The 13,270-nt window shown below is 72.5% G+C and carries 12 protein-coding genes and 1 tRNA gene; 7 read left to right on the top strand and 6 right to left on the bottom strand.

Features of this window, described 5'->3' with window-relative positions:
- Positions 1-117: 117 nt before the first annotated feature.
- Complete coding sequence (locus ACF088_RS21865; RefSeq protein WP_392377446.1) at positions 118-1,173, bottom strand: LLM class F420-dependent oxidoreductase; 1,056 nt, start codon at positions 1,171-1,173, stop codon at positions 118-120.
- A 127-nt stretch (positions 1,174-1,300) separates the two neighbouring features.
- On the opposite strand from ACF088_RS21865, the gene ACF088_RS21860 reads away from it, so the two are divergent.
- Positions 1,301-2,284 (top strand): aldo/keto reductase, encoded by a 984-nt coding sequence (locus ACF088_RS21860; RefSeq protein WP_392377445.1) that lies wholly within the window; start codon positions 1,301-1,303, stop codon positions 2,282-2,284.
- Complete coding sequence (locus ACF088_RS21855; RefSeq protein WP_392377444.1) at positions 2,281-4,917, top strand: helix-hairpin-helix domain-containing protein; 2,637 nt, start codon at positions 2,281-2,283, stop codon at positions 4,915-4,917. The genes ACF088_RS21860 and ACF088_RS21855 overlap by 4 nt, the downstream gene beginning before the upstream one ends.
- Positions 4,918-5,064: 147 nt before the next feature.
- Here ACF088_RS21855 and ACF088_RS21850 read toward each other — a convergent pair whose 3' ends face one another.
- Positions 5,065-5,736 (bottom strand): hypothetical protein, encoded by a 672-nt coding sequence (locus ACF088_RS21850; RefSeq protein WP_392377443.1) that lies wholly within the window; start codon positions 5,734-5,736, stop codon positions 5,065-5,067.
- A 47-nt stretch (positions 5,737-5,783) separates the two neighbouring features.
- Here ACF088_RS21850 and ACF088_RS21845 point away from each other — a divergent pair, with 47 nt between their 5' ends.
- Positions 5,784-5,972: a DUF5703 family protein gene (locus ACF088_RS21845; protein ID WP_006607658.1), complete on the top strand. Its 189-nt coding sequence runs from the start codon at positions 5,784-5,786 to the stop codon at positions 5,970-5,972.
- An 85-nt stretch (positions 5,973-6,057) separates the two neighbouring features.
- Here the strand turns inward: ACF088_RS21845 and ACF088_RS21840 are convergent, their stop codons facing one another.
- The 3 genes from ACF088_RS21840 to ACF088_RS21830 all read right to left on the bottom strand — a co-directional run bounded on the left by ACF088_RS21840 (position 6,058) and on the right by ACF088_RS21830 (position 8,699).
- A complete protein-coding gene (locus ACF088_RS21840; RefSeq protein ID WP_392377442.1) occupies positions 6,058-6,825 on the bottom strand; it encodes a chaplin in 768 nt (255 codons plus the stop codon).
- A gap of 172 nt (positions 6,826-6,997) precedes the next feature.
- Positions 6,998-7,231: a chaplin gene (locus tag ACF088_RS21835; RefSeq protein WP_328388250.1), complete on the bottom strand. Its 234-nt coding sequence runs from the start codon at positions 7,229-7,231 to the stop codon at positions 6,998-7,000.
- A gap of 142 nt (positions 7,232-7,373) precedes the next feature.
- Positions 7,374-8,699, bottom strand: coding sequence for a M20/M25/M40 family metallo-hydrolase (locus ACF088_RS21830; RefSeq protein ID WP_392377441.1), 1,326 nt, complete (start codon positions 8,697-8,699; stop codon positions 7,374-7,376).
- Between the two features lie 305 nt (positions 8,700-9,004).
- Between ACF088_RS21830 and ACF088_RS21825 the strand changes: the two genes are divergently transcribed.
- The 4 genes from ACF088_RS21825 (at position 9,005) to ACF088_RS21810 (ending at position 11,514) form a co-directional block, all read left to right on the top strand.
- A tRNA-Leu gene (locus ACF088_RS21825) sits at positions 9,005-9,092 on the top strand.
- A 190-nt stretch (positions 9,093-9,282) separates the two neighbouring features.
- Positions 9,283-10,224, top strand: a complete 942-nt coding sequence (locus ACF088_RS21820) for a pseudouridine synthase (RefSeq protein ID WP_392377440.1) — start codon at positions 9,283-9,285, stop codon at positions 10,222-10,224.
- Between the two features lie 144 nt (positions 10,225-10,368).
- The gene (locus ACF088_RS21815; RefSeq protein ID WP_392377600.1) at positions 10,369-11,043 is read left to right on the top strand and encodes an HAD family hydrolase; all 675 of its coding nucleotides are present in this window, start codon (positions 10,369-10,371) and stop codon (positions 11,041-11,043) included.
- A gap of 18 nt (positions 11,044-11,061) precedes the next feature.
- Positions 11,062-11,514 (top strand): NUDIX hydrolase, encoded by a 453-nt coding sequence (locus tag ACF088_RS21810; RefSeq protein ID WP_392377439.1) that lies wholly within the window; start codon positions 11,062-11,064, stop codon positions 11,512-11,514.
- A gap of 136 nt (positions 11,515-11,650) precedes the next feature.
- Here ACF088_RS21810 and ACF088_RS21805 read toward each other — a convergent pair whose 3' ends face one another.
- Positions 11,651-13,270, bottom strand: coding sequence for an ABC-F family ATP-binding cassette domain-containing protein (locus tag ACF088_RS21805; RefSeq protein WP_392377599.1), 1,620 nt, complete (start codon positions 13,268-13,270; stop codon positions 11,651-11,653).

Below are 13,270 nucleotides of genomic sequence, written 5' to 3'. Positions count from 1 at the left end.
CCGCGGCGGGCCCGACCGGCCCGGCACCGCGGGCACACCGGGCCGTGTGCCGGCGCCCGGACGGTTTCCGGTACGAGCCTGCCGGCCCGGTGGCCTACGCCAGGCCGGCCCGGTGGCCTACGCCAGGCCGGCCCGCTCCAGCGCCTCGGTGCCGGCCCGCAGCGAGGCGAGGCGGTCCTCCAGGGTGAAGCCCGCCGGGGCCAGCGTCAGCGTGGTCACTCCGGCCGCCGCGTAGGCCTGCATCCGCTCGGCGATCCGCTCGACGGAGCCGAGCAGCGTGGTCTGGTCGATCAGCTGCTCCGGGATCGCGGCGGCGGCGCCTTCCTTGTCGCCGGACAGGTACTTGCTCTGGATCTCGGCGGCTTCCTTCCCGTAGCCCATGCGCTGGGCGAGCTGGTTGTAGAAGTTCTGCTTCGGGCTGCCCATACCTCCGACGTACAGGGCGGTGTACGGACGGAACATGTCGGCGAGCGTGCTGACGTCCTGGTCCGCGCCGACGGCCAGCGGCAGCGTCGGGCAGACGTCGAAGCCGTCCAGCGTCTTGCCCGCCTTCTCGCGCCCGGCCCGGAGGTGCGAGATCGCGGTCTCCTCCAGGTGGTCGGCCGAGGGGAAGATCAGCAGAGCACCGTCGGCGATCTCACCGGTCTGCTGGAGGTTCTTCGGGCCGATCGCGGCGATGTAGAGCGGGATGTGCTCGCGCTGCGGATGGACGGTGAGCTTCAGGGGCTTGCCCGGGCCGCCCGGCAGCGGCAGCGTCCAGTGCTCGCCCTCGTAGGACAGCCGCTCGCGCGACATGGCCTTGCGGACGATGTCCACGTACTCGCGGGTGCGCGCCAGCGGCTTGTCGAACTTGACGCCGTACCAGCCCTCGGACACCTGCGGCCCCGAGACACCGAGCCCCAGCCGGAACCGGCCCCCGGAGAGGGAATCCAGGGTGGCGGCCGTCATCGCGGTCATCGCGGGCGTACGCGCCGGGATCTGGAAGATCGCCGAACCGATGTCGATCCGCTCGGTCTGGGCCGCAACCCAGGAGAGCACGGTGGCTGCGTCGGAGCCATAGGCCTCCGCGGCCCAGCAGACGGAGTAGCCGAGGCGGTCGGCCTCCTGTGCCACCGCGAGATTGTCGGAGTCCATACCGGCGCCCCAGTAGCCGAGGTTGATGCCAAGCCTCATGCCGCTCCCCTTACCGATCAGTAACGTCGCTGTTCCGGGGACTGTAGCGCGCGCCCCCGCCGGGCGTCATCGGCGGGTTGTCCACAGGTCCCCTGTTCCCGGCTCGCGGCCAGTAATCTCAAGGCCCATGGAGCAAAGGCACCTCGGCCGTACGGGCCTTCGCGTGTCCCGCCTCGGGCTCGGCACCCTGAACTGGGCCCGCGACACGGACGAGCAGGAAGCCGCCGACCAGCTCAAGGCGTTCTGGGAGGCCGGCGGCACTCTGGTGGACACCGCCGACATCTACGCCGACGGCGGCGCCGAGTACCTCCTGGGCCGGCTGACGGAAGGGCTCGTTCCGCGCGAGGACCTGGTCATCGCGACCAAGGCCGGCAGCGTCCTGGAGCCGGACCGCCGCGTCGACGGCTCCCGGCGCCATCTCCTCGCCGCCCTCGACGCCTCCCTGGAGCGGCTGGGCACCGAGTACGTCGACCTGTGGCAGCTGCACGCCTTCGATCCGCACACGCCGCTGGAGGAGACCCTGCAGGCCCTCGACCTGGCCGTGACCAGCGGCCGGGCGCGCTATGTGGGGCTGTCGAACTTCTCCGGCTGGCAGCTCGCCAAGGCGGGCACCTGGCAGCTGGCTGCGCCCGGTGTACGCACCCGGCTGGCGAGCACTCAAATGGAGTATTCCCTGCTCCAGCGCGGCATCGAGCGGGAGGTGCTGCCGGCGGCCCTCGATCTCGGCATGGGCCTGCTGCCGTCGTCGCCGCTCGGGCGGGGCGTGCTGACCGGCAAGTACCGCCATGCGACGCCGGCCGACTCGCGGGGCGCCTCGGAACAGCTGGCGCCGTTCGTCGCGCCCTATCTCGACGAGACGGCGGGCCGGGTCGTCGAAGCGGTCACCACCGCCGCCGACGGGCTGGCCGTCACCCCGGTCCAGGTCGCGCTCTCCTGGGTCCGCGACCGCCCCGGAGTGACCGCGCCGATCCTGGGCGCCCGCACGGAGCAGCAGCTCAGAGCCGCATTGTCAGTGGAGACCCTTAGTCTTCCTGACGAGATCCGCCGGGCGCTGGACGATGTTTCGGCTCCGGTGCACCACTACCCCGATCACGACTGGAGCACGCTGTGAGTACCGACCGCCTCGCCGGCGAAACCCCGCCCGAGCAGGAGGCCGCGCCCGGGACTGCGGATGCCCAGACACCCGACCACCCCGCGGCACCGGAGGCCCCCGCGGCAGCGGAGGACGCCACGGCGCCGGGCACGGACACGGACACGGACACGGACACGACGGCACCGGAAAACACCACCGCACCGGACACCGACGCGACAGCGCCGGAAGACTCCCGGACACGGCCCGCGGACACGACGACGCCGGTGAGCGAGCCGGCGCCCGCGGCACCCGGCGCCGAGGCCCCGGCTCCCGGCTCCGGTGCGGTGCGGGAGCCCACGGTGTCCGCGCCGGCCAACGCCACCGCGGACGCGCTGGCTGCGGCGGTACGCGCGGTGGAGAGCGGCGAGCGCACGGCCGCTTCGTTCTTCAACGACGCCCCCCGCCCCGCCAGGCAGGCCGCACCCGCCACCCGGCCCCCCGGGGAGGGCCCGGACACCGTCGGCCGCACCCCACAGGGCGCACCGGGCGGCCCCGCCCCGGAGGCCGCCCGGCCCCACACCGCACACGACGCCGGCGGCCCGGCCCGGCCCCCCGTCACGGACACCGGCGCCATGAACCCGGCCGCCGCACCGGCTCCGGCCGGCCCGGTTCCCGCCCCCCGCCCCGCCGTGGCCACGGCCCCCGGCATCGAGGGCGTACGACAGGTCCTCGCGGCGGGCGGCGCCCCCCAGACGCTGGCGGAGCCCGCCGCGGAGGTGCTCGGGGAGCGGGCGGCCGAGGCGCTGAGCGAGGACCCCTGGCAGTTGCTCGGTGTGCCCGGGGTGCGCCCCGAGCAGGCCGACGGCTTTGCCCGGGCACTGCTCGGCCCCGCCTGCGGGCCGGGCGACGAACGGCGCGCACAGGCGCTGGTCGGCTGGCTGCTGGAACAGGCCGCCGTCGCGGGGCACTCCGCCCTGGAGGCCGCCGCGCTGCGCGCTGCGCTCGCCCAGCGCTCGGTGCCCGACCCCGACGAGGCCCTGCAGACCGCCATCGCGGACGGTGCCGTGCTGGTTTTCCAGGACGCAATCGAGGAACCGGGCCGGGCCCGTCCCACCACGGGCGACGAGGAGGAAGAGCAGCCGGTCCGGATCCTGCTCGGCCTGGACCGGTTCGCGATGGCCGAGGAGAGCGTCGCCGACGGCCTGGCGCGGCTGCTGAACACGTTCGAAGCGGTGGCGGAGCCGGGGCAGGACACCGCCGCGGACGCCGGGGGGCCCGGCGACGACACGGCAGCCATGGAGCCCGCGGACGCCGACCGGAGCCCGGCCACGGAGGGCGCCGACGCCCCCGCCCCCGGCGCCCCGGGCACCGGTGCAGCCGCCGACGCCCCCGCCGACGCCGACGACACCACCCCCCGGCCCGTACGCCCCTCCGCCGCCGCCTGGGAGGCCGCGGCGGCCGCCGCACCGTCGCCGTCGGCCGCGGAGCTCGTCCGCGCCGCCGCACACAGCGGCCTGGTGGCGCACACCGGTGCCGAGGCGGCCCGCGCCGAGCCTGCCGCGCTGATCGCCGCGGCCCGCTCGCTGGGCCTGCGGGCGTTCGGCGCCACGCACACCGAGAACGGCCGGCGGCGCCTGGCAGCGCACCTCACCACCAGCACCCCGGAGGTCGCTGACGCGACCATGGACCCCGGCACGGCCGCGGTGACCGTGTCCGGCCTGCTGTCCGGCCGCCAGGGCCCGGGCCGCGACGCCGACGGCGCCCTCGCGCTCGATCTGCTGGTCGTGCTGGACGCCCCGCAGCTGGATCTGGAGACCGCCGCGCTGCTCGTCGAGTCGCTGACCGACGGGACCCGTCTGGTGCTCAGCGGCGACCCGGGGGTGCTGTGGTCCGCCGGTCCCGGCCGGCTGTTCGCCGATCTGCTCGCGGCCCGCTTCTGCCCTCAGGTCGCCTCCCGCACCCCGGACTTCGGCCCGATCGGCGAGCTGGTCTCGGGCATCGGCATCGGCGAGCTGAGCCAGGTCGAGGCGCCCGGCAAGGAAGTGGTGATCGTGCCGGCGCGGGATGCCGGAGAAGGGGTGCACCGCACCGTCCAGCTGGTCGCCGACTCCGTGCCCCGGGCGCTCGGTGTCCCCACGGAGCAGACCCAGGTCATCACCGTCGGCCACGGCGGCGCGGCCGGCACCCGCGCACTGAACGCCGCCCTCAAGGAACGGCTCAATCCCGGCCCCGGCCGGTTCGGCGGTTTCGACCCCGGCGACCGCGTGGCCTACACCCCGGCCCCCGGCCGCACGGTGCCCGGCACGGTCACCGGCGCGGACGCGTCCGGGCTGCATCTCGACTGCGACGGCACCGCTGCCGTGGTGGCGCGTGAGCAGGTCGGTGCGGGAGCCGTACGCCACGGCTGGGCGCTCACCGCGCACCAGGCGGCCGGGATGCGCTGGCCCGCCGCGGTGGTCGTCCTGCCCGGGGACGCCGCCGGCGGTCTGACCCGCGCCTGGGTCTACACCGCCTTCAGCCGCGGCGAGCAGCACCTGTCGGTCGTCCAGGGTGTCGACCAGGCACTGCCCCGTGCGGTCGCCGAAGTACCCGTCAAGGAACGCACCACCCGGCTGCGCACCCTGCTGCAGCACAGTGTCCAGAGCGCCGAGGAGCCGCCGGCGGCCGGCTGACCGGATACCCGCCCGCTCCCCCGCACGCACGCCCCCGACAGCCGCTTGCCCCGGCCGGTCAGCAGTCTCCTGCCGACGGACCGGGGCAGCGGTCGGTGCACGCGGGCCAGGCCGCGGTGGCGGATCAGGGCGCCCCCACGGACGGCCTCACCTTCCGTGGTCGGGCGATTCCAGTTCGTCGTCGCCCAGTTCCTCATCGAAGACCGCGCTGACGTCGAAGCGGCACACCACCCGCTGGGGATCTGTCTGATCGAACGGTGCGGACAGCCACTCCCCCGGCTCGGCCGGGTCGTCGGCGGCCGCCACCCACAGGGTGGAGTCGCCCTCCTCCAGGCCGAACTCCTTGTGCCGGGAGGCGATCTCGTCCGGCTCGAACTCCCCGAAGAGCACACCCAGCGCCGCATGCACGCTGGTACCGACGACCGCCGCGGCGTCGGCGCCGTTGCCCGTGGCCTCGTCGGCGGCATCCGGATCGAGGTCGGCGATGCGCTGGGCCTGATGCAGCAGCCGCTGCGGTTCGGCGACGGTGTAGTCGCGCCGGATCAGCACACTCAGCGCACTCGGCTCCTCCGGACCCGCGTAGGCGGGCAGTGCGTCACTCCCGGGGATCTCGAAGGGGGTGACCTCGTCGTAGGTGTCGTACAGCAGCTCGTCATAGACCTCAGCCGCCGCGGCGAGCTCGTCGAACGCGGCGTAGACGGCCGGATCGTCCTGCCCCGAGCGGCGTTCGACCGCGTCGAGGTGACGGTCCAGTGCGGCTTTGACCGCCTCGGCGGCGGCACGTACCTCGGCAGCGGAAGGCTGCGCAGCATCAGACATAGTGCAGACGCTATCCGTACCGGGGCCGGTCCCGCACAATAGATGCGATGCCGGAATACGAATTCTGCGATGTGTACGTGCCTCGGGGAGTGTCCCGGAAGGCCGCCACTCGCCTGCTGACCGACCATGCCGAGTACGGACACTGGGAGTTGGACCGACTGCGCCTGAACCCGGACGGGAGCCGCAAGGTGCGGCTGCGCCGCCGGATCATCCGCCAGCTCCGCGCCACCTGGTGAGCGCCACCGGCGCCTGAGCACGGCAGAGCGGGCCCCGCTGGGCAGGGCCCGCTCCGTGGAGCGCCAGTGCGCTATCCGCTGCCGCTCACCGGCGGGCGGTGCGCGCCTTGCGGTAGATCAAGGCGCCCCCGAGCAGCAGCCCGGCGCTGGCCGGAATCGCGTAGCCGACCCCTCCGGCACCCGTCTGCGCAAGGTGCCCGACAGGCTTGGGAGGCGTCACGATCTGGCTGTGGCCCCCGGTCTGCGGCTTCGTCCCCGGGATGTGCGGCGACTGCTGGCTGGGCTTGCCCGGCTGATGGGGCTTGCCCGGGTGGTGCGGCTGCCCGGGCTGGTGAGGCTTGCCCGGGTGCTGCGGCTTGCCGGGGTGGTGGGGCTTCCCCGGGTGGTGCGGCCTGCCCGGGGCCGGCGTCGACCCATTGGCGCAGTGGTTGCCGAAGGCCGGGTTCAGCAGCCCGGCCGCCGAGACATTGTTGCCACAGGCGTTCACCGGTACGTCGACCGGAGCCTGGACACTGTTGCCCGACCCGACACCGGGCGAGTTCGAAGCCCCGCCTGCGGCATTCGCACCGCCCTGGTGCCCGCCCTGGTGCCCGCCGACGTGCCGACCGCTGCCGACGTTGGCGCAGTGGTTGCCGAACGCGGGGTTCAGCAGCCCGACGACATTGACGGTGTTGCCACAGGCGTTCACCGGTACGTGCACCGGTACCTGAACATTGTTGCCGGATCCCACACCGGGCGAGTTCGCCGCGCCTCCGGCGGCTCCCGCGTCGGCCTGTGCATAGCCGGCGGCCATGGCAAGTACGCCACTGGCGGCCGCCATGGTGATCAGGCCCTTTCGTGCGACCTGTCTCATAGGTTGTTCCCCTGCCTAGTGCCTTACAGGAATACGGGCAAGTGACGATCTTCGGAAAGATCCACCGGCCCGCCGAATACCCAGCGGCTCCGGAATGCATGGTGCGCCTTCCGGAGCCGGACCGAGTCAGACCCTTACGGATGCAAATACAACGCCAAAGGACGCCAGAAGGTCACTTGTTGACGCAGCCCGCGCCGAACGCGGGGTTCAGCAGCCCGATCACGGAGACCGTGTTGCCGCAGGCGTTCACCGGAACGTGCACCGGAACCTGGATGGTGTTACCGGACACCACACCAGGGGAGTTCAGGGAAGCGCCCTGGGCACCCGAGTCAGCAACGGCCAGGCCCGCACCGGCGAGCACGACACCACCGGCCACTGCCGCAGCGGCGACGACCTTCTTGATCATTATTCCTCCTTGTAGGCAATACGATCCCAGCCGCGGACCGCACTCACTGCAACGAGAAAAATGCTGTTGAAGCTACGAACACATCGGCGCGTTCACCCTTTTCAGCGAAGCCGGCGCGAAAGGCAGGTAATCCGCGCCGAATTCAGCTCTGGTCGATGAACCGATCGAGCACCCGCACCCCGAACTTCAGTCCGTCCACCGGCACCCGCTCGTCCACCCCGTGGAACATCCCTGCGAAATCCAGCTCCGGCGGCAGCTTGAGCGGGGCGAAGCCGAATCCGCGGATCCCGAGATCGTCGAAGGACTTGGCGTCCGTACCGGCGGAGAGCATGTACGGGACGGCGCGCGCAATCGGGTCCTCGGCCTGCAGCGCCGACTGCATCGCCTCGACCAGCGCACCGTCGAAGGTGGTCTCCAGCGCCTTGTCCGCGTGGACGTCCTCCCGCTTCACCCGCGGGCCCAGGATCCGGTCCAGGTCGGCCAGGAACTCCTCCTCGTGGCCCGGCAGGAAACGGCCGTCGACATGCGCGGTGGCCTGTCCCGGGATGACGTTGACCTTGTAGCCGGCGCCCAGCTGCGTCGGGTTGGCGGTGTTCTTGAGCGAGGCGCCGATCAGCTTGGCGATACCACCGAGCTTGGCCAGCGTGGCGTCCATGTTCTCGGGGTCGAGCTCGGTGCCCAGCGCGTCCCCGAGCTGGTCGAGGAAGGACCGCAGTGTCTTGGTCACGCGCACCGGGAACTCGTGCCGGCCCAACCGGCCGACCGCCTCGGACAGTTCGGTGATCGCGTTGTCCTTGTGGATCATCGAACCGTGCCCGGCATTGCCGTCCACCGTCAGCTTCATCCAGTGCATGCCCTTCTGGGCCGTCTCGATGAGGTAGAGCCGCACCTGCTCGTTGACGGTGAAGGAGAAGCCGCCGACCTCGCTGATCGCTTCCGTGACGCCCTCGAAGAGATGCGGGTGGTGGTCGACGAGGTAGCGCGCGCCATAGGTGCCACCCGCCTCCTCGTCCGCGAGGAATGCCAGCACGATGTCCCGCGGCGGCTTGCGCCCGGTGCGCAGCCGGTCACGGACGACGGCCAGCGTCATCGCGTCCATGTCCTTCATGTCGACCGCACCCCGGCCCCAGACGCAGCCGTCGGCGATCTCCCCGGAGAACGGGTGGTGGGTCCAGTCGTCGGCGTTGGCCGGCACCACGTCGGTGTGCCCGTGGATGAGCAGCCCGGGCCGCGAGCGGTCCTCGCCCTCGATCCGGGCGACGGTCGAGGCGCGGCCCTGGTGGGACTCGAAGATCTGCGGCTCCAGGCCGACCTCGGCGAGCTTCTCCGCGACATATTCGGCGGCGGCCCGCTCTCCCGGGCCCGAATGATCGCCGTAGTTGCTGGTGTCCATCCTGATCAGATCCCGGCACAGGTCGACGACCTCGTCCTCACCGGTCACCGCACGGCCCGACTGCGACTCGCTCATGCCGCGCCCTCGCTTCGCTCGGCCCCGCATCCGCAGGGCTCGCACCTCTCCATGGTTCGCTCGCCGAGCTCGCTCACTGTGCCTCCTCTGGCTTCAAGGCCGCGTCGCGCCCCCGAGGGCACGGCCCGCGGCCGGGTCCACTGCCATCCTCCACCCGGCGCCCGCTGCGCCCAAGGCCGCAATACTCCCGACACGCCCTGGTCACAGCCCCGCTTCCGGCCGAATGCAGGGGTGATCGACCACCCGCGAACGTTTGCTATTGTTTTCCACGTCGGAACGGCCCAGGCCGCACCGGCAGACACCTTGTCCGGGTGGCGGAATGGCAGACGCGCTAGCTTGAGGTGCTAGTGCCCTTTATCGGGCGTGGGGGTTCAAGTCCCCCCTCGGACACCATCACGCACAGAGGTGCCGGTCGATCTTCGACCGGCACCTTTTGCGTTTCCCGGTCGCGGGCCGGAATGTCCTGGTCACGGCGGGCGTACGACCCGCGGCCGGCGTCTGCCACAGGCACAAAGCGGGCCGGGCCCCGGAGCCGTCCCGGGCCCGCTTTGCGGTGCCGGACCGGTTGGGGTTCTCTTGCCGGGTGAGACGCAGATCCCCGGCCCCTCCCGCCCCGCTCCCCCAGCGCGACGGTATCGATCCCGTACGGGTGCGGCTGCCCGCCGATCCGGACGGGAGGTGGGGCACGGTCCGGGAGCATCTGGTCGACCGGTTCCAGGGGGCGATCGGGGCGCAGCGGGTGGACGCGATGCTGGGCGCGGGGCGGTTCGTCGGGATCAGTGGGGCGCTCGGCGGGCACGAGCCGTACGAGCCCGGACGGTATGTCTGGTTCCACCGGGACTTCGCGCCGGAGGTGCCGGTGCCGTTCGAGGTGCGGATCATTCACCGCGACGAGCGGATCGTGATCGCCGACAAACCGCACTTTCTCGCCACGACTCCGCGCGGGCGGCACATCACCGAGACCGCGCTGGCCCGGCTGCGGCGCGAGCTGGAACTGCCCGCGCTGCAGCCCGCGCACCGGCTCGACCGGCTGACGGCGGGGCTGGCGCTGTTCGTCGTACGACCCGAGGACCGGGGCGCCTACCAGAATCTGTTCGGCGGGCGGCGGGTGCGCAAGGAGTACGAGGCGGTGGCGCCCTACGACGGGGCGGTGGCGCTGCCGGTGACCGTGCGCAGCCGGATCGTGAAGGAACGCGGGGTGATCGCCGCGCGCGAGGAGGCCGGTGCGGCCAATGCGGAGAGCCGGATCGAGCTGGTGGAGCGGCGGGGCGGGCTGGGCCGGTACCGGCTGCTGCCCGCGACCGGCCGTACCCATCAGCTGCGGGTCCATATGAACGGCCTCGGGCTGCCGATCCTCCACGATCCGGTCTACCCGGTGGTCGGGGACCCGGACCCCGACGACTTCACCGCTCCGCTTCAACTGCTCGCCACGGTACTGGAGTTCACCGATCCGGTGGACGGCCGGGCCCGGCGGTTCGAGAGCGGGCGGCGGCTGGCGGCGTGGGACCCGGCCCCGATGGCGTGATCGGGGGGACCTGGGGCGGGGTGCCACCATGCCGCGTCCGGGGGCCGACGATGCCCCGCACGGAATGTGCGGTGCGGACGGCCGCCGGGTGTGTCTAAGGTGCGCCGGTCGGTGGAGTGGGAGAGGGAGAGGGACTGGCGGCGCATGCTGATCTTCGATGCGGATGACACCTTGTGGGAGAACAACGTGGTCTTCGAGCGGGTCATCGACGAGTTCCTGGAGTGGATGACCCACCCCGGACTCGACCGGGGTGGGGTGCGGGCCGTGCTCGACGGGATCGAGGCGGCGAACGCGGTGACCCTCGGGTACGGCAGCAAGGTCTTCCTGCACAGCCTCGGGGAGTGCGTGGCGCGGCTGCGGGGCCGGGCCGCGACGGACGAGGAGGCGGCGCGGATCTCCGGGTGGGCCGCGGCCTTCGACGGGGACCGCGTGGAGCTGATCCCCGGGGTCGCCGAGACCCTGGCCGAACTCGCCCGGCGGCACGACCTTTTGCTGCTGACGAAGGGCGACACCGAGGAGCAGCAGCGGAAGATCGCGGCCTCCGGGCTGGTCCGGCACTTCCGGGGCGTCCACATCGTGGCGGAGAAGAACACCGCCACCTACGAGGAGCTGACCCGCGCCTACGACCTGGAGCCGGGCTCGGCGTGGATGATCGGGAACTCCCCCAGGTCGGACATCCTGCCGGCCCGTTCCGCGGGCCTGAACGCGGTGTTCATCCCGCACGACCGCACCTGGGTCCTGGAGCACGGGGAGCTGGACCCCGCCGACGAAAAGATCCTGCGGCTGCCGTCCTTCGGCGCGTTGCTGCGGCATTTCTGAGAGGACGGACCGGGAGACATGACGGTGACGGGGCCCGGGGTGTCCTGTGTGTTCGTGTGCCATGACGGCGCCGGGCGGGTGTTGTTGGCCCGGCGGAGCGCGGGGGCCAGGGATGAGCCGGGGACATGGGACTGCGGCGCCGGGGCGCTGGAGTTCGGTGAGTCCTTCGAGACGGCCGTGGCACGGGAGGTGCACGAGGAGTACGGCGTGCGGCCGCTCGGCATCGAGCAGATCGGGGTGCGCAATGTGCTGCGCGGTGACCCGGTCGACTCGCACTGGGTCGCGGTGGTCTTCGCCGTACGGGTGGAGCCGGCCGAGGTGACGATCGGCGAACCGCACAAGTTCGATGCGCTCGCCTGGTGCGCTCCCCATGAGCTGCCGGTGCCGCTGCATTCCCAGTGCGGGGCGGCTCTGGAGCTGTTCGGCGCGGGGGCCCGTGCCCGGCGGGTCGGTCGGCCGGGCACGGGCTGAACGCCCGACGTCGCGGGGCGGTGGGCGGGCGGGGCCGGGGGGCCGAGGGAGCCGAGGGGGCGTCCCCGCCCGCCCCGGGCCGTCCGTGGCGGGCGGGCGCCCCCGCCACGGACCGTCCGCTCGCCTGCCCCTCCGTCTACAGCGGTGCGATATCGGTCAGTTCACCGTCCTCCAGGGCGAGCCGGCGCGTGATGCCGATGTCCCGGAGGAACGCCGGATCGTGGCTGACGACGAGGAGCGCGCCCTCGTAGGACTCCAGGGCGGTGACCAGCCGGCGGACCGACGCAAGGTCGAGATTGTTGGTCGGCTCGTCGAGCATCAGCAGCTGCGGGGCCGGCTCGGCCAGCATCAGCGCGGCGAGCGAGGCGCGGAAGCGTTCGCCGCCGGAGAGCGTGCCGGCCTGCTGGTCGGCCCGGGCGCCCTTGAACAGGAAGCGCGCGAGCCGGGCCCGGATGCGGTTGTTGGTGGCGTCCGGGGCGAAGCGGGCGACGTTCTCGGCCACGGTCAGCGCGGGGTCGAGGACATCCAGCCGCTGCGGCAGGAAGCGGTAGGGGACATGGGTCCGTGCGGCACCCTCCTGCGGTGGGATCTCACCGGCGAGGGTCCGCAGCAGGGTGGTCTTGCCGGAGCCGTTGCGGCCGGTCAGCGCGATGCGTTCGGGGCCGCGTACCTCCAGCTCGGCATGGGCACCGAAACGGGTGCGCAGGGCGTGCAGGGTGAGTACCGTGCGGCCCGGCGGTACGGCGGTGTGCGGCAGGTCGATACGGATCTCGTCGTCGTCCCGGACCGCTTCGGCCGCCTCGTCGAGGCGCTCCCTGGCCTCCTTGAGGCGTTCGGTGTGCAGGATGCGGTGCTTGCCCGCGGATACCTGGGCCTCCCTCTTGCGCTCGTTCATGACGATCTTCGGCTCGCGCTTGTTGGCGTTCATCTTGTTGCCGTAGCGGACCCTGCGCGCCAATTTGACCTGGGCGTCGGCCAGTTCGCGTTTCTGTCGCTGGACATCGGCCTCGGCGGCCCGCACCGTCCGCTCGGCCGCTTCCTGTTCGACGGCCAGGGCGTGTTCGTAGGCGCTGAAGTTGCCGCCGTACCAGTGGATCTCGCCGTCGCGGAGGTCGGCGATCCGGTCGACGAGTTCGAGGAGTTCACGATCGTGGCTGACCACGACGAGCACGCCGGACCAGCCGGTGACCGCGTCGTACAGCCGCTGCCGGGCCGGCCGGTCGAGGTTGTTGGTGGGCTCGTCGAGCAGCAGGACGTCCGGCCGGCGCAGCAACAGGGCCGCCAGCCGCAGCAGGACGCCCTCGCCGCCGGACACCTCGCCGATGGTGCGGTCGAGGTCGAGACCGGGCAGTCCGAGCTGGTCGAGGGTGGCGCGGGCGCGTTCCTCGACGTCCCAGTCGTCGCCGATGGCGGTGAAGTGCTCCTCGCTCGGGTCGCCGCCCTCGATGGCGTGCAGGGCGGCGCGCGCGGCGGCGATGCCGAGCGCTTCGTCGACCCGCAGGTGTGTGTCGAGCGGAGCGTGCTGCGGGAGGTAGCCGACCTCGCCGGCGACCTTGATGCTGCCGGCGGTCGGGGGAAGCTCGCCCGCGATCAGCTTCAACAGGGTGGACTTTCCGGCCCCGTTGGAGCCGATGAGGCCCGTACGGCCGGGGCCGACGGCCAGCGGGAGATTTTCCAGGACGGGGCTGCCGTCGGGCCAGCTGAAGCCGAGGCCGGTGCAGACGATGGCCGCGGAGGACGCGGAGGTGGGTGGCAT

Source organism: Streptomyces sp. NPDC015125, from assembly GCF_043080045.1.
In the GTDB taxonomy this organism is placed as follows: domain Bacteria; phylum Actinomycetota; class Actinomycetes; order Streptomycetales; family Streptomycetaceae; genus Streptomyces.
This window is presented reverse-complemented; position numbering and strand designations above follow the sequence as displayed.